Origin of the sequence: Arthrobacter sp. EPSL27 (assembly GCF_001512305.1) — a bacterium.
Taxonomy (GTDB): Bacteria; Actinomycetota; Actinomycetes; order Actinomycetales; family Micrococcaceae; genus Arthrobacter.
In genome coordinates this window covers 202587-226008 of the sequence record NZ_LNUT01000005.1, presented here as the reverse complement: position 1 = coordinate 226008, position 23422 = coordinate 202587, and the positions used below count along the sequence as shown (strand labels likewise).

The 23422-nt window shown below is 68.8% G+C and carries 19 protein-coding genes; 6 read left to right on the top strand and 13 right to left on the bottom strand.

Annotation, left to right across the window (positions count from 1 at the left end; all coding sequences use genetic code 11):
- Nucleotides 1–13 precede the first annotated feature (13 nt).
- The 3 genes from AR539_RS11980 to AR539_RS11970 form a co-directional block, all read right to left on the bottom strand.
- On the bottom strand, nucleotides 14–502 hold the full coding sequence (locus AR539_RS11980) for a PTS sugar transporter subunit IIA (RefSeq protein WP_066437057.1): 489 nt from the start codon (nucleotides 500–502) through the stop codon (nucleotides 14–16).
- A 70-nt stretch (nucleotides 503–572) separates the two neighbouring features.
- Complete coding sequence (locus tag AR539_RS11975; protein WP_066437055.1) at nucleotides 573–2324, bottom strand: glycerol-3-phosphate dehydrogenase/oxidase; 1752 nt, start codon at nucleotides 2322–2324, stop codon at nucleotides 573–575.
- A gap of 73 nt (nucleotides 2325–2397) precedes the next feature.
- Nucleotides 2398–3534 (bottom strand): GuaB3 family IMP dehydrogenase-related protein, encoded by a 1137-nt coding sequence (locus tag AR539_RS11970; protein ID WP_066437045.1) that lies wholly within the window; start codon nucleotides 3532–3534, stop codon nucleotides 2398–2400.
- Nucleotides 3535–3641: 107 nt separating this feature from the next.
- Here AR539_RS11970 and AR539_RS11965 point away from each other — a divergent pair, with 107 nt between their 5' ends.
- Both AR539_RS11965 and AR539_RS11960 read left to right on the top strand, forming a co-directional pair.
- On the top strand, nucleotides 3642–4256 hold the full coding sequence (locus AR539_RS11965) for a hypothetical protein (RefSeq protein ID WP_066437043.1): 615 nt from the start codon (nucleotides 3642–3644) through the stop codon (nucleotides 4254–4256).
- A 155-nt stretch (nucleotides 4257–4411) separates the two neighbouring features.
- The gene (locus tag AR539_RS11960) at nucleotides 4412–6316 is read left to right on the top strand and encodes a S8 family peptidase (RefSeq protein ID WP_066437041.1); all 1905 of its coding nucleotides are present in this window, start codon (nucleotides 4412–4414) and stop codon (nucleotides 6314–6316) included.
- Between the two features lie 155 nt (nucleotides 6317–6471).
- Here AR539_RS11960 and AR539_RS11955 read toward each other — a convergent pair whose 3' ends face one another.
- The 3 genes from AR539_RS11955 to AR539_RS11945 all read right to left on the bottom strand — a co-directional run bounded on the left by AR539_RS11955 (nucleotide 6472) and on the right by AR539_RS11945 (nucleotide 12168).
- Nucleotides 6472–8313: an ABC transporter ATP-binding protein gene (locus AR539_RS11955; protein ID WP_066437039.1), complete on the bottom strand. Its 1842-nt coding sequence runs from the start codon at nucleotides 8311–8313 to the stop codon at nucleotides 6472–6474.
- Between the two features lie 104 nt (nucleotides 8314–8417).
- A complete protein-coding gene (gene guaB, locus AR539_RS11950; protein WP_066437036.1) occupies nucleotides 8418–9929 on the bottom strand; it encodes an IMP dehydrogenase in 1512 nt (503 codons plus the stop codon).
- Between the two features lie 178 nt (nucleotides 9930–10107).
- Nucleotides 10108–12168, bottom strand: coding sequence for an acyltransferase family protein (locus AR539_RS11945; protein WP_066439925.1), 2061 nt, complete (start codon nucleotides 12166–12168; stop codon nucleotides 10108–10110).
- 165 nt (nucleotides 12169–12333) lie between these two features.
- Here AR539_RS11945 and AR539_RS11940 point away from each other — a divergent pair, with 165 nt between their 5' ends.
- Nucleotides 12334–13308 (top strand): DUF389 domain-containing protein, encoded by a 975-nt coding sequence (locus AR539_RS11940; protein ID WP_231728599.1) that lies wholly within the window; start codon nucleotides 12334–12336, stop codon nucleotides 13306–13308.
- 39 nt (nucleotides 13309–13347) lie between these two features.
- Here AR539_RS11940 and AR539_RS11935 read toward each other — a convergent pair whose 3' ends face one another.
- Nucleotides 13348–14871 carry an ATP-dependent DNA ligase gene (locus AR539_RS11935; RefSeq protein ID WP_066437033.1) on the bottom strand — a complete coding sequence of 508 codons (1524 nt, stop codon included), beginning with the start codon at nucleotides 14869–14871 and terminating at the stop codon, nucleotides 13348–13350.
- A gap of 57 nt (nucleotides 14872–14928) precedes the next feature.
- On the opposite strand from AR539_RS11935, the gene AR539_RS11930 reads away from it, so the two are divergent.
- Nucleotides 14929–15528, top strand: a complete 600-nt coding sequence (locus tag AR539_RS11930; protein ID WP_066437032.1) for a dihydrofolate reductase family protein — start codon at nucleotides 14929–14931, stop codon at nucleotides 15526–15528.
- A 113-nt stretch (nucleotides 15529–15641) separates the two neighbouring features.
- Here the strand turns inward: AR539_RS11930 and groL are convergent, their stop codons facing one another.
- The 3 genes from groL to AR539_RS11915 form a co-directional block, all read right to left on the bottom strand.
- The gene (groL, locus tag AR539_RS11925) at nucleotides 15642–17252 is read right to left on the bottom strand and encodes a chaperonin GroEL (protein ID WP_066437029.1); all 1611 of its coding nucleotides are present in this window, start codon (nucleotides 17250–17252) and stop codon (nucleotides 15642–15644) included.
- A 76-nt stretch (nucleotides 17253–17328) separates the two neighbouring features.
- Complete coding sequence (gene groES, locus AR539_RS11920; protein WP_066437027.1) at nucleotides 17329–17625, bottom strand: co-chaperone GroES; 297 nt, start codon at nucleotides 17623–17625, stop codon at nucleotides 17329–17331.
- Between the two features lie 215 nt (nucleotides 17626–17840).
- Entirely contained in the window at nucleotides 17841–18272 is a 432-nt protein-coding gene (locus AR539_RS11915; RefSeq protein WP_231728598.1) for a hypothetical protein, read from the bottom strand.
- Nucleotides 18273–18329: 57 nt separating this feature from the next.
- On the opposite strand from AR539_RS11915, the gene AR539_RS11910 reads away from it, so the two are divergent.
- Complete coding sequence (locus AR539_RS11910; protein ID WP_066437024.1) at nucleotides 18330–19571, top strand: class I SAM-dependent methyltransferase; 1242 nt, start codon at nucleotides 18330–18332, stop codon at nucleotides 19569–19571.
- Nucleotides 19572–19610: 39 nt separating this feature from the next.
- Here the strand turns inward: AR539_RS11910 and AR539_RS11905 are convergent, their stop codons facing one another.
- A complete protein-coding gene (locus AR539_RS11905) occupies nucleotides 19611–20432 on the bottom strand; it encodes a shikimate 5-dehydrogenase (RefSeq protein ID WP_269433703.1) in 822 nt (273 codons plus the stop codon).
- A gap of 218 nt (nucleotides 20433–20650) precedes the next feature.
- Here AR539_RS11905 and AR539_RS11900 point away from each other — a divergent pair, with 218 nt between their 5' ends.
- The gene (locus tag AR539_RS11900) at nucleotides 20651–21802 is read left to right on the top strand and encodes a glutamate--cysteine ligase (protein ID WP_066437015.1); all 1152 of its coding nucleotides are present in this window, start codon (nucleotides 20651–20653) and stop codon (nucleotides 21800–21802) included.
- A gap of 42 nt (nucleotides 21803–21844) precedes the next feature.
- Here AR539_RS11900 and tsaD read toward each other — a convergent pair whose 3' ends face one another.
- A complete protein-coding gene (gene tsaD / locus AR539_RS11895; RefSeq protein ID WP_066437013.1) occupies nucleotides 21845–22945 on the bottom strand; it encodes a tRNA (adenosine(37)-N6)-threonylcarbamoyltransferase complex transferase subunit TsaD in 1101 nt (366 codons plus the stop codon).
- A complete protein-coding gene (gene rimI / locus AR539_RS11890) occupies nucleotides 22942–23421 on the bottom strand; it encodes a ribosomal protein S18-alanine N-acetyltransferase (protein WP_066439921.1) in 480 nt (159 codons plus the stop codon). Before rimI ends, tsaD begins: the two co-directional genes overlap by 4 nt.
- Nucleotide 23422 lies beyond the last annotated feature (1 nt).

Here is a 23422-nt window from a genome sequence, read left to right as displayed (position 1 = left end):
GCCTGCCCCAATCTCAGTGGTCGAAGAAGACCAGGCTGGAGTTGATGAGCTCGGAGATGACTTCGGGGTCGTAGGCGCGGCGAAGGGATTCGCGGAATGATTCCTTCGACAATGACCGGGCAATAGTTGCCAGTACATCGAGGTGCTCGGAGAAGGAACTGGCCGGGGTCGCGATCAGGAGGACCACGGTGGCGGGCCCGTCGGCCGCGCCGAAGTCCAGTGCTTTGCCGTACTTGGTGACGCCCACGGCGATGGAGGTCCGGGAGACGAACTCGCTGCGCGCGTGCGGCAGGCCGACGCCTCCGGGCAGCCCGGTGGCCATCTGGTGTTCCCGGGCGTTGACGTGCTTGAGGAAACCTTCAAGGTCCGAGATGCGGCCGGCGGCGTGCATGCGTTTGGCCAATTGGCTGGCGGCGTCGAACTTGTCAGTGGCGTCCATCTCGAGGATCACCATGTCCGGGGTGGTGAGCTCGGCGTCGTACCGGTCCAATGGTTCCGCCAAGAGGTATCCCTTCGAAATGGCGTCAATGCGCCGGCAGCCCCGGGTCGGGGCTGCCGGCGGACGCTGCCGGTCAGCGCAGCGGAACGATGTCCTCGACGCCCATCCGTGCGGCGTCAGCGGATTCGTCGTCCGGCTGCTCCTGGCTGAGCCGTTCGGCGTCGACCCTGGCCAGGTAATGCTTGATCTCACCCTCGCGCTGGGCATCGCTCCAGCCGAGGACATCTCCCATCAGTTTAGCGACTACCGGCGCGGCGGACACACCGCGGTCCCACGCCTCAATGGAAATCCGGGTCCGCCGGGTCAGCACGTCCTGCACATGGCGCGCACCCTCGTGCGTCACCGCGTAGACGGCTTCGGCGGCGAGGTAATCGTCGGCACCCGGCAGGGGCTCGGCGAGTTCCGGCTTTTCCTCGATGAGGGCCAGCACTTCGGGCGCCATCGAACCGTACCGGTTCAGCAGGTGCTCGATCCGCGCCACATGGACGCCGGTCTCCTCCGCCATCCGGTTCCGCTTGTTCCACGCGGCCTTGAACCCGCTCGCGCCCAGCAGCGGAATGGATTCCGTGCAGCTCGGCGGAACGCGTTCGTCCATGCTGCGGGTGGCCTCGTCGACGGCGTCCTTGGCCATGACCCGGTAGGTGGTCCACTTGCCGCCGGCCACCACAACCAGCCCCGGAACCGGGTGCGCCACCACGTGCTCGCGGGACAGTTTCGCGGTGGAGTCGTTCTCGCCGGCCAGCAGCGGGCGGAGCCCGGCGTAGACCCCCTCCACGTCCTCACGGGTGAGCGGGCGTTTCAGCACCTGGTTCACGTGCTCCAGGATGTAGTCGATGTCCTTGCTGGACGCGGCGGGATGCGCTTTGTCCAGGTGCCAGTCGGTGTCGGTGGTGCCGATGATCCAGTGCCGGCCCCAGGGGATGACGAACAGCACGGATTTCTCGGTCCGCAGGATCAGGCCCACGGTCGACTGGAAACGGTCCCGCGGCACCACGAGGTGGATGCCCTTGGACGCCCGCACCTTGAGCTGACCGCGGTCGGTGACCATGGCCTGGGTTTCGTCCGTCCAAACGCCGGTGGCGTTGATGACCTGCTTGGCCTTGATGTTGAAGGAGGTGCCGTCCTCATGGTTCACCACCTTCGCGCCGACCACGCGTTCGCCTTCCCGGAGGAAGTCGACCACGGACATCTGGTTCACCGCATGGGCGCCGTAGTAGGCGGCGGTGCGGATCAGGTTGGCGCAGTACTTGGCGTCGTCCACCTGGCCGTCGTAGTACCGGATGGAGCCGACGAACGCATCGTCCTTCAGGCTCGGCGCTGCGCGGAGTGTCCCCCGGCGGCTCAGGTGCTTGTGGAACGGCACGCCACGGCGCTGGCCGGTGGAGATGGACATGGCGTCGTACAGGGCGATGCCGGCACCCACGTAGGGCCGTTCCAGGAAGGGCTTGGTGAGCGGGTAGAGGAACGGGACGGGGCGGGCCAGGTGCGGCGCGAGCGCTGAGAGGATCAGCCCGCGCTCGTGCAGCGCTTCCTTGACGAGGGCGAAGTCGAGCATCTCCAGGTAGCGCAGGCCGCCGTGGATCAGCTTGGAGGACCGCGAGGAGGTGCCCGCGGCCCAGTCGTTGGCCTCGACGATCCCGACGCTCAAGCCGCGGGTGACAGCATCAAGCGCAGCGCCGGTCCCGACGATCCCGCCGCCGACAATCAGGATGTCGAGTTCCTTCCCCGGGTCCGTGGTGCCCCTGAGTACCGCGAGCGATGCTTCGCGTTCCGCAGGCCCAAGGGCACCACCGGCCTTGGGAGAACCGCCGGGAAAACTGTTCATGTCACGCCTCCATCCGGATCAAAGCTGGTAGTGCACCACACTACTTCCAAGTTCCCCGGATGGGCAGGGGGCGTCAGTTGCCGGCGTAGGGCGAGACGACGACGTCGACGCGCTGGAATTCCTTCAGGTCCGAGTAGCCGGTGGTCGCCATGGAGCGGCGCAGCGCGCCGATCAGGTTGGACGTACCGCTGGTGTGGTGGCCCGGCCCGAAGAGGACTTCCTCGAGGGGTCCGACGGTGCCGACGTTGACCCTGTCTCCGCGCGGAAGCTCCAGGTGGTGCGCTTCCTGGCCCCAGTGCCAGCCCTTGCCCGGGGCTTCCTGGGCGCGGGCGAGGGCGCTGCCCAGCATGACGGCGTCGGCGCCCACGGCGATGGCCTTGACGATGTCACCGGAGGATCCCATGCCGCCGTCGGCGATCACGTGGACGTAGCGGCCGCCGGACTCATCCATGTAGTCGCGGCGGGCCGCGGCGACGTCGGAGATGGCGGACGCCATGGGCGAGTGGATGCCGAGGGCGCGGCGGGTGGTGCTTGTGGCGCCGCCACCGAAGCCCACCAGCACACCGGCGGCACCGGTCCGCATAAGGTGCAGCGCCGGGGTGTAGCCGGCGGCCCCGCCGACGATCACCGGAACGTCAAGCTCGTAGATGAACTGCTTGAGGTTGAGCGGCTCGTGGTCCTTCGAGACGTGCTCGGCCGAGACGGTGGTGCCGCGGATCACGAAGATGTCGACGCCGGCGGCCACCACGGTCTTGTAGTGTTCCTGGGTGCGCTGCGGGGTGAGGGAGCCTGCCACGGTGACGCCGGCGGCGCGGATCTCCGCGAGCCGTGACGTGATCAGCTCCGGCTGGATGGGCGCCTGGTAGAGCTCCTGCATCCGGCGGGTGACGGCCGGGGAGTTGGTCTCGTCCTCAAGCGCCGCGATCTGGTCAAGGACGGCCTGCGGGTCCTCGTAGCGGGTCCAGAGGCCCTCAAGGTCCAGGACACCGAGCCCGCCGAGGCGGCCCAGGGCGATGACGGTCTCCGGGGACATAGCCGAATCCATCGGTGCCGCGATGACCGGCATGTCGAACTTGTAGGCGTCGATCTGCCACGCGACGGACACATCCTTGGGATCGCGCGTCCGTCGGTTGGGGACGATCGCAATGTCGTCCAGGGAGTAGGCACGACGCCCACGCTTGCCTCGGCCAATCTCAATCTCGTAAGTCACTGGTCTAGGTTATCCCAGCGGCGGGCGGAGCCGGTGGTCCCCGCCGCGGCGCTCCGGCGGACCGGGACGCACGGCGCGGCCGGAGCCGCGGCCAGTACTCTGGCGGGATGACGAATCGCTGGGTCTTTGACGGCCATATCGCCGGGCTCGGCACGGAGTCCGGCCTGCGCGTGGTGGTGGGTTTCTGGCAGCAGTCCCCTTTTGGGGCCTTCGCCGATGCCATGGTCCAACTGCCCTCCGGACACCGGATCCTCCTCGCCCCGTCCGGCGAGGTGGGTGAATTCATCGCCGACGTCTACACCTTCGACGAGGTCCGGGTGGTCGACGTCGCCGCGTCCCGCAGCGGGCACCGGCTCAGGGTGGACGCCGGCCCGCTCCGGATCCGTGCCGCCGTCGGGGCCAGGACCAGCCTGGGCGCCCTCGCCAGGCTGGTCCCCCGCCCCGTGGCCGTGCATCCCCGGTGGCTGCGGGCCGTCAGTCCGCTCGCGGCCCGGCTCAGCCCCGGGGTCCGCACCGCGGGGGCGGCCCGAAGCGGGCGACGGGAGTATTACGGCGTGACCGACCTGCACCGGATCGACTCGGCGAGCGTGCGCTGGGACGGCGGGGACGCCGGGCCGCTGGCCGCCATCCGGCCGTCCGTCACCTTTGGTTTCAGCAGCGTTCCCCCGGATCCCAGCCTGGCGCGGGTCCGCACCACGGTGGTTCAGATCCCCCGGAAATAATCGATAGTCCACATCGACTTGACAGGATTTGTCAACTATTTACAAATCCTGAAAATCCCTTTACGTTTGCTTTCGGCCCGCCGGGGATCTCGCCCGCCGGCCTCCACACCCAGTTCCGGGCGATCCGCTGTGCCCGGCCGTAGAAAGCAGAACCCATGGGAAGTGCATCACTCAGGAAGTCCCGCGTCCTGGCCCTGTCGCTGGCCGCCGTCGTCGGCTCCATGACCCTCGCCGTCAGCCCGGCGTTTGCCGCCCCCGGCACCGGACCCGTCGCCTCGGAGAACATCCCGGCGCCGGACGTCAACGCCGGCGAGGCGTACACGCAGTTCATTGTGAGCTTCAAGAAGACCCCGGGGAACGCCACCCCCAGCGGCCGCGCCAACGCCTGGGGCCAGGCGGCCCGGCAACAGGGCGTCAGCGTCAAGGAGCTGCGCGCCCTAACCACCGGAGGAACCCTGATCGCCTCCGACAAGGCCCTCTCCGACCAGGCCGCCCGGGACTTCATGAACGAGATCGCCGCCTCCGGCCAGGTGGACGCCGTCGAGCCCGATGCCCGCATGACGGCGGTGCTGACGCCCAACGACCAGCGCTACCCCGAGCAGTGGGACTTCACCGCCGCGAACGGCATGCGCATTCCCGGCGCGTGGGACGTCTCCACCGGCACCGGGTCCACCGTCGCCGTGATCGACACCGGCATCACCGCGCACCCGGACCTGGACGGCAACGTGCTGGCCGGCTACGACTTCGTCTCGGACGCCACGGCGGCTCGCGACGGGAACGGCCGGGACGCCAACGCCCAGGACCAGGGCGACTGGTACGCCGCCGGCGAATGCGGGCAGTCCGCCGCCTCCAATTCCTCCTGGCACGGCACGCACGTGGCCGGCACCGTCGCCGCCGTCACGGGCAACGCCGCCGGTGTGGCCGGCGTGGCCCCCAACGCCAAGGTGGTCCCGGTCCGGGTCCTGGCCAAGTGCGGCGGTTCACTCTCGGACATTGCCGACGCCATCATCTGGGCTGCCGGCGGCACCGTCTCCGGCGTCCCCGCCAACGCCAATCCGGCGAAGGTGATCAACATGAGCCTGGGCGGCTCCGGTGCCTGCGGCACCACCTACCAGGCCGCCATCGACGCCGCCGTGTCCAGGGGAACCACCGTGGTGGTGGCGGCCGGCAACAGCAACCAAGACGCGTCCGGCTTCCGCCCGTCCAACTGCAACTCGGTGGTCACCGTCGCGGCCAGCAACCCGAGCGGCACCCTGTCCTACTACTCCAACTACGGCGCCACCGTGGACCTCACGGCCCCCGGCGGCGACACCGGCGTCAGCGGCGGCGGCATCCTCTCCACGATCAACACCGGAACCACGACGCCGGGCGGCGCCGGCTACGCCAGCTACCAGGGCACCTCGATGGCCACCCCGCACGTCGCGGGCCTCGTCGCCCTCATGAAGTCCAAGTCCCCCGGGCTCACTCCGGCCCAGGTGGAGTCCACGCTCCGGCAGGGCACCCGGGCCATGCCGGGCGGCTGCACCAAGGGCTGCGGCGCCGGCCTGTCCGATGCCACGGCTACCATGGCGCTGCTCGGCGGCACCACCCCGCCGCCGTCGGGAAACCTGCTGCTGAACCCGGGCTTCGAGAGCGGCGCGGCGTCCTGGACCTCCAACCGCGCGGACACCTTTGAAACCGGAACCAGCGCCCGCACCGGCAGCGGCTTCGCCGGCCTGAACGGCTGGGGGTCGGCGACGACGACGTACACGCTCGACCAGACCATCACCATCCCGTCCTCCGTCACCGGCTCCACCTTGTCCTTCTACCTCAAGACCCTCACGGACGAGACCACCACCGGAACCGCCTACGACACGCTGAAGGTCCAGGCCATCAGCGGCGGCGTCACCAGCACCCTGGCCACCTACTCCAACCTGAACAAGTCCACCGGCTACGTGCTGAAGACCCTGGACCTGTCCTCGTTCAAGGGCAAGAGCGTCACCCTGCGATTCCTCGGCGTGGAGGACTCCTCGCTGAAGACCTACTTCTTCGTGGACGACACCTCGGTGACCACCTCGTAGTACCACCTCGAAGCACCACCGGGCACCGCCAACAATGGGCATGTCCTCCCCCCAGGGAGGACATGCCCATTCTTTGCGCCCCGGGGTGGACATATGGCCACTATGTCCACCGGACGCCGCCGGCGGAGGGCATGCCCGTTTTTGTGCCCCGGCGGTCAGGCTCCCTCGGGCTCGTCCACGGAGAGCTGGGATTCGAACATCCGGAAGTAGCGGCCCCGCCGGGCAACCAGCTCCTTGTGGGTGCCCTGTTCCACGATCCGGCCGTCCTCGAGCATGTAGACGACGTCGGCCTTCTCGATCGTGGCGAGGCGGTGGCTAATGGCGATGATGGTGCTGCTGCGGTCGGCGAAGAGCCGGGTGAAGATCCGGTGTTCGGCGAGGGCGTCGATGGCCGAGGTGGGCTCGTCCATCACCATGAAGGAGGCGTTCCGGTAGAGGTTCCGTGCCATCGCGAGCCGCTGCCACTGCCCGCCGGACAACCCGCTTCCCTTCCGCCCGCGCGGGTCCTCCATCCAGTTGCTGACGTGGTTGTCCAGGCCGTTCGGCAGCTTGTTGATGAACTCCAGGGCCTCGGCGTCGGCGGCGGCGCGGCGGATCCGGTCGTCGTCGCGCGGGGACTCGACGTCGCCGAACAGGATGTTCTCCGCGGCGGTCGCGAACTCGTATTTCAGGAACTCCTGGCTGAGGACCGCCAGATGGCGGTGCCAGGACTTGACGTCGACGGCGGCGAGGTCGACGCCGTCGAGCAGCACCTGCCCGGAGTCCGGGCGGTAGAGTCCGGCGAGGATCCGGATGAGCGTGGACTTGCCGGCGCCGTTCTCCCCCACGATCGCGATGTGCTGGCCCTCGCGGATGGTCAGCGAAATGCCTTTGATGACCTCCAGCTCGCTGCCGGTGTAGGTGAAGCGGATGTCCCGCAGCTCCACGGTCTTGGGCGCCTGCAGCAGCGGCGGGGCGGAGTCGGAGTGCACGGGCATGGCCATAAAGAGCTCGTAGTCCTTGAGGTTCGCGAGATCCTCGTCGATCGAGCTGAGCGAGGACACCAGGCTGTTGGCCGTGGACAGGGCCCGGCTGACGATCTGCTGGACGTAGAGGAACTGCCCCACCGGCTGTGCCCGGGCGATGATCTGCCCCACCACCCAGATCAGCGACACCACCTCGGCGCCGTACTGCAGAGCGTCCGCGGCGAGCTGTTTGGGTATGTATCGCTTCTGAAAATCCAGCCGCCGCCGTTCATCCGCGTCGCGCAGCCGCGACCGCAGCCCCATCAGGTACCCGACGATCCCGTAGAGGCGCATCTCGGCGATGTGCTGCGGCCGCAGGAGGTTGGTTTCGATCATCCTCCGCTGCCTGCGCGAGTCGACCTGGGTGTTCCAGTGCGCGATCTGTTCGCGGGAGAGCTTGAACTGCAGGTACACGCTGGGCACGATCGCGATCAGGACGATCACCGCGATCCACCAGCTGACCAGCAGCAGCGCGCCGATGGCGAGGATGACCGAGACGAGCTGGGTGAAGATGGCGGCGATCCGGTCCAGGACGCGGGCGTAGGAGTCCGAGAAACGTTTGGCCCGGTCGTACAGGTCCACCGTTTCCTTGTCGTCGTAGCGCCAGAATTCGAGGGCCAGGAAGCGCTCATACATAAGGTCGCCCACGATCGCGCCCACTTTGAAGCTCATGAGCTGCTGGATGTAGCGGTCCACGCTGCTGAAGGCGCCCCAGAAGAGCCCCAGCGCCGCGGTGATGATGACGTAGACAATCGCCTGCTGCCCGGCCGCCGCGTCGCCAGCATAGGCGGCCGCGAGGGCCGTCGTCGTGAGGGCGGCGAAGTAGGTGGTGACCAGCGGCAGCAGCGCCGAGATCAGCGACCCCACCACCTTCATCACGACCGCGGCGGGCGAGGCCCGGAAGCTGACGCGCAGCACTTGGGCCACGGCCCGGGCGTAGGGCCTCAGCGCGAGTTTCCGCTTGGGCTCACGCGCGGGCAGGAGTTCGGACATGGCTCCAGCCTAGGTCACGCGCCCGCCCCAACTGACACGCAGCAGGGGCCGTTCTGAGCGTTCAGAACGGCCCCTGCTGCGTGTCAGTCGGGCTGTGGGTCGGGTCAGCGCGAACCGTAGTTCGGTGCCTCCACCGTCATCTGGATGTCGTGCGGGTGGGATTCCTTCAGCCCGGCCGGGGTGATCCGGACGAACTTGCCGCGGGCCTTGAGCTCAGGGACGGTCGGGGCGCCGGTGTAGAACATGGTCTGGCGGAGGCCGCCCACCAGCTGGTAGGCCACCGAGGCCAGCGGGCCGCGGTAGGCCACCCGGCCCTCGATGCCTTCGGGGATGAGCTTGTCATCGCCGGAGACGTCGGCCTGGAAGTAGCGGTCCTTGGAGTACGAGGTATTCTTGCCGCGGGTCTGCATGGCCCCGAGCGAGCCCATGCCGCGGTAGAGCTTGAACTGCTTGCCGTTGACGAAGATCAGGTCGCCCGGGGACTCGTCGCAGCCGGCCAGCAGGGAGCCGAGCATCACGGTGTCCGCGCCGGCGACCAGCGCCTTGCCGATGTCGCCCGAGTACTGCAGGCCGCCGTCGGCGATCAGCGGCACGCCCGCCGGGATGGCGGCCTTGGCGGACTCATAGATGGCGGTGATCTGCGGGACGCCGACGCCGGCGACCACACGCGTGGTGCAGATCGAGCCGGGACCGACGCCCACCTTGATGCCGTCGGCACCGGCGTCGATCAGCGCCTGGGCGCCCTCGCGGGTGGCGGCCTGGCCGCCGATGACGTCCACGTGAGCCGCCACCGGATCGGACTTCAGGCGGCGGATCATGTCCAGCACGCCCTGGGAGTGGCCGTTGGCGGTGTCGACGAAGAGGGCGTCCACGCCGGCGTCGATCAGGGCCATGGCCCGCTCCCAGCCGTCGCCGAAGAAGCCGATGGCCGCGCCGACGCGCAGGCGGCCCTCGTCGTCCTTGGTGGCCAGCGGGTACTGCTCGGCCTTGGTGAAGTCCTTGGTGGTGATGAGGCCCTTGAGCCGGCCCTGCTCGTCCACGAGCGGGAGCTTTTCGATCTTGTTGGTGGCCAGCTTGTGCGAGGCTTCCTCGCGGCTGATGCCGACGTGGCCGGTGACCAGCGGCATCTTGGTCATGACGTCGCTCACCAGCCGGATCGCGAAGTCGGCCTCGGGCACAAAGCGGGTGTCGCGGTTGGTGACGATGCCCAGCAGGCGCATGCCCTCGTCCACGACGGGCAGGCCGGAGACCCGGTAGTGCGAGCAGATCTCGTCGAGCTCGGCCAGGGTGGCTTCCGGGCCGATGGTGAGCGGGTTGGTGATCATGCCGGACTCGCTGCGCTTGACCCGGTCCACCTGGTCGGCCTGGTCGGCGATGGAGAGGTTGCGGTGGACGACGCCGAGGCCGCCCTGGCGGGCCATGGCGATGGCCATCCGAGACTCGGTGACCGTGTCCATCGCGGCGGACAGCAGCGGGGTCTGCACCGAGATGCGCTTGGAGATCCGGGACGAGGTGTCGGCCTCGGAGGGGATGACATCCGTGTGGCCGGGCAGCAGGAGGACGTCGTCGTAGGTCAGTCCAATGAAGCCGAAGGGGTTGTGTTCGGGCTGGGTCATGAGTGCGCCTCTTACCTTGGTTGCGGGTTCACGGGTAGGGGTTGCAACAGATGACCAGCCCGTCATTACGGGCATGGCCTGTGCAGAAGTATTGAATAAATAGTAGAACCTTGGCGCCGATCCCCATATTCCGGGGCAGTAATGTGAGCAACGGCACCGGGCGGGTGGCGGCGGGGAGTTACTTCCAGCCGGTGGCCGCCAGCAGGCGCTGTTCGAACATGGGGATCATGGTCTGGACGTACGTCTTGGTCAGGTGGTTGTCGTCCTTGTAGACGTACACGTTCCCGACGACGGCCGGGCAGGTTCCGCCGGCGCAGATGAAGTCGCTGAGGTCCATCAGGTACAGCCCCGGCACCTGCCCGCGGTAGGCGTCCAGCGGTGAGGACGCGGCGAGGGACTCCTCGAGCGGCACGTTGCAGTCGGCGGCGTCAGGACCCTTCTTCTGGACGCATTCGGGCATGTTGGTGGCGAACCGGGGGTTGTCGCGGATGCCTACCACTTCCATGCCGGCGTCGGTGAACGGCCTGATCCCTTCGAGGTACTGCGGCACCTCTGTTTCGAAGGGTGCTTCCTTGTGCGTCAGGGACGCGACGGTGAAGACGGCGTCGGGCTTGTGGTCCAGGACGTACTGCGCGCTGGCCTTGTTGAAGGCGTTGCATTCCGGGTCGCGTTCCGGGGATTCACCGCCGAAGCGGCAGTTGCCCTTCAGGAGCGTGACCACTTCCCAGCCGTGGCTGCGGGCGATGGGCCCCAGCGCCGCCATGTACTGCTGGGCGTGGGAGTCGCCGAGCACCACGATGCGTTTGGTGACGGTGTCCGGGCGGCTGTTCTGCAGGCAGCCCGCCAGCAGCGGGTCGGCGGGGACGTTGTCGTCCGTGCAGAGCCCGTCGACGTCGGCCCATTCGTTCTTCATGGCGACGGGCGCCGGAATGATCTTGGCCTCCGGCGTCGGCTTGCCCGCGTTTTCGGGGGCCAGGGCGGCGGCGCCGGGGGTCAGTTCCTTCGGCTGCGCGGCCGCGACGGCCTCGTCCGCCATCATTTTGCTCTGCCACACGGAGACCGGTCCGGCCAGCAGGGCGCCGCAGGCTGCGATCACGACGGCGGTGCGCCAGACCCGGCGCTGGGGCCAGTGCCATTCGCGCAGCGGCTTTTCCACGAACCGGGTGGTCAGCACGGCCAGCACGATGGACGCGGCGACGATCAGCAGGCCCTGGACAAGGTTGGGCGCGGCGATGCCCGTGGCGGCGAGCGCCAGCACCAGCAGCGGCCAGTGCCACAGGTACAGGGCGTAGGAGTTGTCCCCCAGCGCCACCAGCGGTTTCCAGGTCAGGAAGCGGTCCACGCCGAAGCGGCTGCCGCTCTGCCCGGCGACGATGATGGCCGCCGCGGCCAGCGTGGGCCACAGCGCGATGAAGCCGGGGAAGGAGCGGTCCACAGTGAGCAGCAGGCCGCAGGAGAGCATCGCGGCGAGGCCGGCCCAGCCCAGGACCACCCGGAGCGCCTTGCCGGGCTTCAGGTGCGGCAGGGCGAGGGCCAGGAGCGAGCCGAGGGCGAACTCCCACAGGCGGGTGCGGGTGTCGAAGTAGGCGTAGGCCTGGTTGGTGGCGGTCTGCTCGATGGAGAACACCAGCGACACCACAAAGATGGCGCCGAAGGCCGCGGCCAGGAGTGCAGGGTAGCTGACCCGGTCCCCCAGCGGGGTCCGGCGCAGGAACCGCAGCAGCAGGGCCGCCCCGGCGAACACCAGCGGCCAGAGCAGGAACACCTGGCCCTGGATGGACAGGGACCAGAAGTGCTGCAGCGGGCTGGCCCCGGCGTGGTCCTGGGCGTAGTAGTCGACGGCGGTGTCCGCCAGAAGCCAGTTCTGGCGGTACAGCAGCGAGGCCCAGGCCTGGTCCAGCACGTCCGGCCAGCGGCTCTGCGGCAGGACCACGCGGGTGCCGGCCAGGACGCCGAGGACCACCACCACCACGGCGGGCAGCAGCCGCTTGAGCAGGTGGAGCCAGTGGCTCAGGAGCCGCAGGGGCTTTCCGGCCTCGACCTTGCGGGCGAAGCTGAGGGTCATCAGGAATGCCGAGATCAGCAGGAAGATGTCCACGCCGCCGGAGACGCGCCCCAGCCACACGTGGTAGGTGACCACCATCAGCACCGCGAGGGCACGCAGCCCCTGCACTTCGGGCCGGTAGCCCGTTTTTGCGCGCGCCGGCGAACCCGAGTCCGCGGGCTGCGGGCTGGTCACAGTTCGCTGGTTCGACACAAGTTGCCCCTTCAGGCCGGTTTCCAAAGCATCAATGTTACCGATCCGTAATTTCTCTGGCGAATCCGGACGGCCGGGAAACCGCCGCCGGGCCGGTCATCCACGGGCCCGGCGGCTACCCTGTAACGAGCCAGAGGAGGCCGGATCGTGATCGCACAAATGCGCATTTTTGTCCCCGAAGCGTTGTCCGACGCCGTGGTGGACTGCTCCACCGGCGAGCTCGGCGTTGCCGAGATTTCCCGCCAGCGCGGCGCGTCAGTGGTTCCGCCCGGGGACGTCATCCACATCCTGGTCGCCCGGGAGTCGGTGGAGGCCCTGGTGGAGAAACTCCACGCCCTTGACGTCCAGGAACAAGGTTCGATCTCCGTCACCATGCCCGAACTGGTGCTCTCCGACCGGGCGGACAAAGCCACCGCGGAGGCGCCAGGCGAAGGCGCGGACGCCGTCATCTGGGACGAAGTGTCACGGCAGACCGGCGAGGACTCCCGGCTGACGTGGAGCTACCTGGCGTTCCTCATCCTGGCGACCCAGCTCGCGGCCATCGGCATTGTGACGGACTCCACCATCGCCATTGTGGGTGCGATGGCTGTGGGACCCGAATTCGGCCCGCTGGCGGCGCTGGCCGTGGCCCTGGCGCGGCGGCAGTGGAAGCTGGGACGCCGTGCGGCGATCGCCCTCGGCGTCGGCTTCCCCCTGGCGATGCTGGCCGCGGCCTTCACGGCGTGGCTCTCCGTGCCGCTGGGCCTCTTCCCCTCCGATGTCCTGGACCGCAATTCAGCAACCGACTTCATCTACCACACGGGCCCGTATTCGCTGATAGTTGCCGTGCTGGCCGGCACTGCAGGGATGCTGTCCGTCATCAGCCGCCGCTCTGCCGCCCTGGTGGGCGTCTTCATTTCCGTGACCACCGTGCCCGCCGCAGGGTTCGTGGCGGTGGCTTTGGTGCTGGGCGAATACCAGAAGGCGGCCGGCTCCGCGCTTCAACTGCTGCTCAACCTCGTCGGCATTGTGGTGGCCGCCGTCGCGGTGCTGCTCTTCTACCGGATGGTGACCAAGCGCCTTCCGGGCGGAGTGGCCCGGACCCTGAAACGCCAGCGGAGCGGGACCCGCCGCCAGGCCTGATTCCGCCTCTTCGCCAGGCCTCTTCGCTAGGCCTCTTCCCTAGGGCCGCAGCAGGGCGCGGAGGGTCTGGATCGTGTCTGCTTCCGCAGGGGCCTTGTCCTCCCGGTAACGCTTGACGCGCGCAAACCGCAGGGCGATCCCGCCCGGGTAGCGTGGCGACTGCTGCACGCCGTCGATCGCTATTTCGACGACGGTGACCGGCTCCACCCAGACGGTGCCTGCCGTGCGCCGCACCTCCAGCTCCTGGAACCTTACGGTCTGCCAGCGCAGCAGCTCGTCCGTGAGGCCCTTGAAGGTCTTGCCCACCATGACGTAGCCGCCCGGTTCACCGAACTCCCCGCCGGGATCCAGTGCCCCGAGGTGCAGGTTGGAGAGCATGCCGGTGCGGCGGCCCGAGCCCCATTCGCACGCAAGCACCACCAGGTCGTAGGTGTGCACCGGTTTCACCTTCACCCAGTTGGAGCCGCGCCGGCCGGCGGCGTAGGCCGATCCGATCGCTTTGACCACCACGCCCTCGTGGCCGGCGGCGAGTGCATCCCGGGACACCCGCTCGGCAACGTCAGGATCGGCGGTGATTTCCCCCGGGATCCGGTGTGCGGGTGCCACACGCTCCAGGACCTCGATGCGGGTAGCCAGCGGTTCGTCCAGCAGGTCGCGCCCGTCGATGTGGAGCACGTCGAAAAACCAGGGGTGCAGCAGCGTTTCCCGGACCGCATCGGCGCCGAAGCGGGACATGGTTTCCTGGAAGGGCCGCGGGGCGCCCTCCTCGTCCAGGGCGAGCGTTTCGCCGTCGAGGATCACGTCCTGCACCGGCAGCCCGCGGACCAGGTCCGCCACCTCGGGCAGCCGGTGCGTCACCTCCGCGAGGTTCCGGGTGTAGATGCGCACGTCGTCGCCGGAGCGGTGCACCTGGATGCGGGCGCCGTCGAGCTTGTATTCCACCGAGGCCTCCCCCGTGGCTTCCAGGGCTGCACCGGCACTGGCCGCGGTCGCGGCCAGCATGGGTTGCACCGGACGGCCCACCACCAGACCGACGGCGTCGAGCTCGGCCTCCGTGCCGGTGAGCGCCAGGAGGGCGGCGCCCCCGAGGTCGCCGGAAAGCATGGCCGCACGCCGCACCGCCGCGACGGGCCTGCCGGCGGCGCGGGCAACGGCGTCCGTCAGCACTCCCTCCAGGGCGCCGGTGCGCAGCTCCCCGAGCAGCACGCCGGCGATGAAGGACTGCTCTGACGCGGTGGCCGCCGCCAGCAGCGTCCGGAGGATGGCGGCCCGCTCCCCGCCCGAGCCTGTGCCCGCGGCGGCCAGGAGCCGGTCCAGCGCGTCATCCAGATCGGCCACGGTGAGGCTGGGCTCCGCGGCTGGTTCTTCCTTGGCCGCCGCCATGCCGCTCCAGCCCACGCCCACACGGCCCTGGCGGGGCTTGGCACTGAGCAGACCCACCGCCGTCGGGATCTCCGCCGGCTCGAGGCGGCCCAGAAGCTGGGCCAGGGCATCGACCTTTGCCAGCCGGGACCGGGTTGATGCGACGGCTGTTGTGGTTTCCACGAGCTCAAGGAGCAGCATGGCACCATCCTGCCACGGCACTGGACATGGCCCGGGTGCTGCTTCCACAATGGGCGGGTGGGGATCATCGTGGCGAACCTGTTCATCACCCTCGACGGCGTCTACCAGGCGCCGGGCGGCCGTGAAGAAGACCCCGAAGGCGGCTTCGCTTTCGGGGGCTGGCAGGCGCCGGTGTCCGATGACGAATCCGGCGCGGCCGTCGCGGCCGACATCGCGACGATGGATGCCCTCCTCCTCGGCCGGAGAACCTACGACATCTTCGCGGCGTACTGGCCCCACCAGTCGGATGCGATCGCCGGGGCGCTCAACCGGGTGCCCAAGTTCGTGGTGTCATCTTCCCTGCAGGACCCCGCGTGGGCAGGCACCACGGTCCTTCCGGATGCCGCGGCAGCGGGCGGGCTCCGGGACCAGTACCGGCAGGTGCTCATGTTCGGCAGCGGGGTCCTGATCCGGTCGCTGCTGGCGGCAGGGGTCCTGGACCGCCTCCACCTGTGGCTGTACCCGGTGGTCCTTGGGCAGGGCAAGCGCCTCTTCGACGCCGGAACGGTGCCCGCCACGTTCCGCCTCGCCGAGCCGGCGCGCAGCTTCCCCGCAGGTGCCGTCTCGCTGGTGTACGAGCCTGGGGGCGGCGTGGAAACGCGGGAGATGACGGCCTGACGGCCAGGCCCGGCCCCGGCCCGGCCCGGCCCGGAACCATCCACGGCGCACAAAAAACCGGCCCAGCACTGCTGGACCGGTTTCTTGTTGGCGGTGAGCCGTTGACGCGAGGGTCAGTGGCTGTGGCCTGCGTGCTCGTCCTCTTCGGCCGGCTTCTCGACCACGAGGGTTTCCGTGGTGAGCACCAGTGCCGCGATGGACGCCGCGTTGCGGAGGGCAGCGCGGGTGACCTTGACGGGGTCGATGACGCCGGCGGCGATCAGGTCCTCGTACTCGCCGGTCTTGGCGTTGAAGCCCTGGTTGATGGCCGCGTCGGCCACCTTGGCGACGACGACGTAGCCGTCGAAGCCGGCGTTCTGGGCGATCCAGCGCAGCGGCTGGGTCAGTGCCCGGCGGACGATGCCGACGGCGGCAGCCGCGTCACCTTCGAGGGCCTGGACGGCCGGATCCTCGTCGAGCGCCTTGAGGGCGTGGATGAGGGCGGAGCCGCCGCCGGCCACGATGCCCTCTTCGAGGGCGGCGCGGGTGGAGGACACGGCGTCTTCGATGCGGTGCTTCTTTTCCTTCAGCTCCACCTCGGTGGCCGCGCCGACCTTGATGACGCCGATGCCGCCGGCCAGCTTGGCCAGGCGTTCCTGCAGCTTTTCCTTGTCCCAGTCGGAGTCGGTGCGGGACAGCTCGGCGCGCAGCTGGGAAACCCGGGCTGCGACGTCCTCGGCCGATCCGGCGCCGTCAACGATGGTGGTGTTGTCCTTGGTGACCGTGATGCGCCGGGCGGTACCCAGCACCTCGAGGCCCACCGTGTCCAGGCTCAGGCCCAGTTCCGGGGAGACAACCTGCGCACCGGTGAGGGTGGCGATGTCCTGCAGCATGGCCTTGCGGCGGTCGCCGAAGCCCGGAGCCTTGACGGCGACAACGTTCAGGGTGCCGCGGATGCGGTTGACGATCAGCGTGGACAGGGCCTCGCCCTCGACGTCCTCGGCGATGATGAACAGCGGCTTGGAGCTCTGCAGCGCCTTTTCCAGCAGCGGCAGGAAGTCCTGGACCGAGGAGATCTTGCCCTGGTTGATCAGAATCAGGGCGTCTTCGAGGACGGCTTCCTGGCGTTCCGCGTCGGTGACGAAGTACGGGGACAGGTAGCCCTTGTCGAACTGCATGCCCTCGGTGAGGACCAGTTCGGTCTGCGTGGTGGAGGACTCCTCGATGGTGATCACACCATCCTTGCCGACCTTGCCGAACGCCTCGGCCAGCAGCTCGCCGACCTCGTCGCTCTGGGCGGAGATGGACGCGACGTTGGCGACCTGGGTGCCTTCGACCGGGCGGGCGTTCTCCAGCAGGCGGGCGGCCACGGCCTCAACCGAGACCTCGATGCCGCGCTTGATCTGGCCGGGAGCGGCGCCGGCCGCTACGTTGCGGAGGCCTTCCTTGACCAGGGCCTGGGCCAGCACCGTGGCGGTGGTGGTGCCGTCGCCGGCAACATCGTTGGTCTTGGTGGCGACCTCCTTGGCAAGCTGCGCGCCAAGGTTCTCGTACGGGTCGTCCAGTTCGACTTCACGGGCGATGGTGACGCCGTCGTTGGTGATCGTGGGGGCGCCCCACTTCTTGTCCAGCACGACGTTGCGGCCGCGCGGGCCGAGCGTCACCTTGACCGTGTTGGCGAGCTTATCGATGCCGGCTTCAAGCGACCGGCGGGCAGCGTCGTCAAACGCAAGCTGCTTTGCCATGGTTTTGTCCTTTCAAGACAGAACCCCGCGCAACTGACCCGTCAAAGAAGGATCGGCGGCGCGGGGTCCAAGAGAGTTACTTTACGACGATCGCCAGGACGTCGCGGGCGGACAGCACGAGGTACTCGGTGCCGCCGGTCTTGACTTCAGTTCCGCCGTACTTGGAGTAGATGACAACGTCGCCGACAGTGACGTCGACCGGAACGCGGTTGCCGTTGTCGTCGAAGCGGCCGGGGCCTACTGCGACAACTTCGCCTTCCTGCGGCTTCTCCTGTGCGGAGTCCGGGATAACCAGGCCGGAAGCCGTGGTCTGCTCGGCTTCGAGCGGGCGGACAACAATACGATCCTCAAGAGGCTTAATAGAGACCGACAAGGACCTCTCCTTTTCGTCAGCAAATTCGTGGACTTTAAAGCGGTGGCGCCAAGGCATGCAGACCGTCGTCGCGGTGCCGGCAGCAGCCTGGCTGCAAAGCTTCAGGTGTTAGCACCCTCCTAGGGAGAGTGCTAATGACGACTCTATGTAAGGAGTTAGCACTCGGTCAAGGCGAGTGCCAGAAGTTCGTTCCCGGTGAACGCCGGGACGGGACTTTACGCCCGCCCGCCGAGGTCCTCGAAGTCCACGTCCTCGCCGTCCTCGGCGTCGTCGGCGGCCCGATCGTTCCGGTGCCGGTAGAGCACCAGGGCCCCCGCCGAGGCCAGGGCAACACCCAGGACCAGGAACACGATGCCGCCGGCGCGCGCCCCGGCGTAATTGTCGCGGATGGCTTTCGCCTCATCGGTGGCGTCCTGGACGTCCACCCCGCCGACCGAATAGACGGTGGCGTTGAAGGAGTCCAGGATGAAGATGATGACCAGCAGGGCCACGCACACGACGGCGATGACGCCGCCGGCGATCAGCGCAGGCCGGGCGAAGCGGGCCAAGCCCTGGCGGGCGGGACGGGCATCGCCGTCCTGGGGGGCGTCGGCGTCCGACCGGTAGTTTTCGTCCATGCCGTCGTTTGCCGTGCCGCTGTAATCCATGCCGTCAAGCCTATCGGTCGGAACGGCCCGGCCGCGCCCTGAACTAGGCTTGATCCCATGGCTGACGCACCCCAGGACCAGATCGCACCCCTTCTCAACCCCGAGGGCTGGGAGCTGCTGGCGTCGCTGGGCCCGTACCGGGAGGACGAGGCGTTCCGCCTCAACGCGTCCCTCCGGAAAGCCGGCCACTCCCCCGAACTCGTCTCCGCCGTGCTCACCCAGTCGCGGCTGCGGACCAAGGCCGAGGCCAAGTTCGGCGAGTTCGCCCGGCAGATGATCTTCACCCAGGCAGGCCTCGAGCAGGCCACCCGGCTCACCGTGGCGGCCCGGCATGCGCAGCGTTTCGCGGAGGCCGGCGTCCAGCACGTCGCCGACCTTGGCTGCGGCCTCGGCGCCGATGCCATGGCCCTTGCGTCCCTGGACCTCCGGGTCACCGCCGTGGAAAGGGACGAGACGACGGCGGCCTGCGCCACGATGAACCTGATCCCGTTCCGGAACGCCACCGTGGTCCACGCGGACGCGACGGCGGTGGACCTGGACGGGATGGACGGCGTGTGGCTGGACCCGGCCCGCCGGACCACATCCACCTCGGGCACGAAACGGATCTGGGACCCGGAGGATTTTTCCCCGCCGCTGTCCTTCGTCGAGTCCCTGGCCGCCGCGGGCCTGGCCGTGGGCGTGAAGATGGGCCCCGGCATGCCGCACGATTCCGTCCCCGGGGACTGTGAAGCCCAGTGGGTCTCGGTGGGCGGGGACGTGACCGAAGTGGCGTTGTGGTTCAACGCGGTCCGGCGGCCGGGCATCCGGCGGGCTGCCCTGGTCCTGGGCCCCGCGGGCGCGGCGGAGCTCACCAGCTCCGAGGACTTCGACGGCGGCCCGGTTGCCCCGGTGGGGCCGGTGGAGGGGTACCTCTACGAGCCTGACGGCGCCGTCATCCGCGCCGGGCTGGTGGCCGACGTCGCCCTCCAGCTGGGCGGGCACCTGGTGGACGAGCACATCGCGTACATCTGCGCCCCGGACCTCCACGACACGCCCTTCGCCCGGGCCTACAAGGTGCTGGAGGTGATGCCGTACAACGTCAAGGCCCTCAAGGCCTGGGTGAAGGACCAGGGCATCGGCGTCCTGGACATCAAGAAGCGCGGCACGTCGGTCACGCCGGAGGAGCTGCGCAAACAGCTGCTCCCCACAGGGAAGAACACGGCAGGGAAGACGTCCGCGAAAAGCGGCAAGAAAACGGCCACCCTGGTCCTGACCAGGATCGGCGAGGAGCGGGTGGCCGTTGCGGTGGAGCCGGTCTAGGACCGGCCGCGCGGCGTCCGAATTTCCGGAGCAGGCGGGCTACTGGGCCCGCATGAACTCCTCGGCCGCCCGGACCTGGGCGTCGCTGGGGCGGACCCCCGTGTACAGGACAAACTGCTCCAGCGCCTGGATGGTGGCCACTTCCGCACCGGTGATCACGGTCTTCCCGGCCGCCCGGCCCGCCTGGACCAGCGGGGTTTCGGCCGGCAGCGCGACGACGTCGAACACCACCTTCGCGGCGTCGATCACCGCCTGCGGGAAGGACAGCGAGCCGGACTCCGGTCCGCCCGCCATGCCGATGGGGGTGACGTTGATGATCATGTCGGCCGTGGCGGAGGGATCGACGTCGGCGCGCCAGGCGAAGCCATAGAGCCCCGCGAGCGCCCGGCCGGCTTCCTCGTTTCGCGCGACGATGGTGACGTCGCGGAAACCGGCATCGCGCAGCGCCGCCGCGGTGGCCTTGGCCATGCCGCCGGCGCCCCGCAGCAGCACGGAGTATGACGCCGGGACGGCGTTGCGCTGCAGCAGCTGCTCGATCGCGGTGTAATCGGTGTTGTAGGCGGTGAGCCGGCCGCCGTCGTTGACGATCGTGTTGACGGAATCGATGGCCTTCGCGGAGGGGTCCATCACGTCCACGAGGGCGATGACATCTTCCTTGTACGGCATGGACACGGCGCAGCCGCGGATTCCGAGGCCGCGCACCCCGGCGATCGCCTGGGCGAGGTCCGTGGGGGCGAAGGCCTTGTAAATCCAGTTCAGGCCCAGCTGTTCGTACAGGTTGTTGTGGAACCGCGTCCCGTTGTTGCTCGGCCGGGCCGAGAGCGAGATGCAGAGGGTCATGTCTTTATTCAGGATGGGCACCACCCCATTAAACGCCAGGCCGGCACGTCAAGGGCGGTTTTGCCGGGGCGGAGGCTTTTGTGAACACTGTCACGGGTTCGCTGCCATCCGGCCACCGGTTCGATGCTGCCCCTGCACTAGACTTGGACCACCGTTGCCCCGCCGTTTGTCCGGCGGATCCGCCCATGGCGCAGCCGGCGCAGGCTCGGACATCGACAGCTGAACAATGAAGGGACCACATGAAGATTGATTTCGCTTCATCCAGGCAATCAACTCTTGGTGTGGAATGGGAACTGGCCCTCGTCGACGCGGAAACGGGCGAGCTGGCCTCCGTGGCGCAGGAAGTGCTCCGCGGCGTGGCCGCCGCGCATCCCGAACTCAATGAGGACGACGAGCACCCCCACATCAAGCAGGAACTGCTGCTGAACACCGTGGAACTGGTCACCGGCATCTGCACCACAGTGGCGGAAGCGAAAGCCGACCTGCTCAGTTCCCTCCAGGCGGTGCGGGACGTCACCGACCCCATGGGCGTGGAGGTGTTCTGCGCCGGCAGCCACCCCTTCAGCCCGCCGCAGCTGCAGCCCGTGACGGACAAGGAGCGGTACGCCAAGCTCATTGACCGCACGCAGTGGTGGGGCCGCCAGATGGTGATCTACGGCGTCCACGTCCACGTGGGCCTGGACAGCAGGGACAAGGTCCTTCCGGTCCTGGACGGCCTGGTCAACTACTTCCCCCAGTTCCAGGCGCTGTCCGCCTCCAGCCCGTTCTGGGGCGGGGAGGACACCGGCTACGCCTCGCAGCGCGCGCTGATGTTCCAGCAGCTGCCTACCGCGGGGCTGCCGTTCCAGTTCGCCCGCTGGGAAGACTTCGAGGCGTACGCGCAGGACATGTTCACCACCGGTGTGATCGACGCGCTCTCCGAGATCCGCTGGGACATCCGCCCGGTCCCGAACCTGGGCACCATCGAGATGCGCATCTGCGATGGGCTGGCCACGCTCGAGGAAGTCGGCGCCATCGCCGCCCTGACGCAGTGCCTGGTGGACGAATTCTCCACCACCTTGGACAACGGCGGCACCATCCCCACCATGCCGCCGTGGCATGTGCAGGAGAACAAGTGGCGCGCGGCCCGCTACGGGCTGGACGCCATCATCATCCTCGACGCCGCCGGCAACGAGCAGCTGGTCACCGACCACATCCGCGAGACAGTGGCACGGCTGGAACCCGTCGCGGCGAAGCTGGGCTGCACCGCGGAGCTGGCCGACGTCCTGAAGATCATCGAGCGCGGCGCCGGCTACCAGCGGCAGCGGCGCGTCGCGGCGGAGCACGGCGGCGACCTGCGCGCCGTCGTCCTGGACCTGGTGGATCAGATGCGCAAGGGCCCCGGCGCCTAAGCCGGTTTGTTCCGGCGTCCGGCGCTTGGCCCGGCGCCGGCCTTAGACCGAGACGGTGGTGACCGGCAGCGAGGAATCCGGGGCGAAGCCGATGCCGCTCGGCGCAACGCCCGCCATCACCAGCTGCGCGCCGAGTGCCGCCACCATGGCGCCGTTGTCGGTACACAGGGCCAGCGGCGGGACCGTCAGCCGGATCCCGGCGGCGGTGCAGCGCTGTTCGGTGAGCTGGCGCAGCCGTGAATTGGCGGCCACACCGCCGCCCAGCAGCAGCTCGGTGATGCCGTTCTCCCGGCACGCCAGCACCGCTTTGGACGTGATGATGTCCACCACGGCCTCCTGGAACGCGGCGGCGATGTCCGCCACCGGCACTTCCTCGCCACGTGCCTCGAACTGCTCCACGCAGCGCGCGACGGCGGTCTTGAGTCCGCTGAACGACCAGTCGTAGCGGTGCGGGCCGGGTTCCTCCGCGGTCCCCATGTACTTGGGCTGGCTGAGGCCCCGCGGGAAGCGGATGGCCTTGGCGTTGCCGGTGCGTGCCAGCTTGTCGATTGCAGGCCCGCCCGGGTAGCCCAGGCCCAGGAGCCGGGCCACCTTGTCGTACGCTTCGCCGGCGGCGTCGTCGATGGTGGACCCCAGCAGTTCAACGTCCCCGGTGATGTTCCGGACGCGCAGGATTTCGGTGTGGCCGCCGGAGACCAGCAGGGCGCCCAGGTTCTCGGGCAGGGCCGCGGAGGCCGGCCGGCCGCCGTCGTCCGTCTCAAGCAGCCCGACGCCGACGTGCGCGACGAGGTGGTTGATCGCGTAGAGCGGCTTGCCCGTGGCGACCGCGAGCGCCTTGGCGGCGCAGACGCCCACCATCAGGGCACCCGCGAGGCCGGGCCCGGAGGTGACGGCGATCGCGTCGATGTCCGCCAGGGTCACGCCGGCCTCCGCCAGCGCCTCGCGGAGTGTGGGGACGAAGGCGTCGAGGTGTGCGCGGGAGGCGATTTCCGGAATCACGCCGCCGAACCGGACGTGTTCCTCCATGGAGGAGGAGACGGTGTTGGTCAGCAGCTGCGTCCCCCGGACAATCCCGACGCCGGTCTCGTCGCAGGAGGATTCGATGCCGAGGACCAGCGGCCCTCCTGGCTGGGAGTGGGTCATGGGCGGTCTGCTTCCCTCGGCGTCGTGTCGGGTTCGGAGGCGGCGGGTTCGGTTTCGAGGCGCAGCCGCATGATCAGCGCGTCGACGCCGTCGCGGTAGTAGCGGCGCCGGACATGGATCTGTTCAAAGCCGTAGCGGCGGTAGAGCTGCTGGGCGCGGGGGTTGTCGGCCCGGACTTCCAGGAGCACGTCCTCGGCCCGGCGCAGCCTGCTTTCCCGGATGAGTTCGGTGAGCATCGCCGAGCCGATGCCCCGGCCTTCCTCCTCGGGGACGACGGCGATGGTCTGGACGTCCGCGATGGGGCGGATGCACATCAGGCCCGCGTAGCCGACGATCTGCCCGGACCGTTCGGCCACGACGTAGTGCCGGGTCTCGGCCTGGGCCAGCTCGGCCACAAACATCTGCAGCGGCCACGCGTCCACCGGAAACAGCCGGCACTCCAGTTCGTGCACGGCCGGGATGTCCGCCGCGGTCATC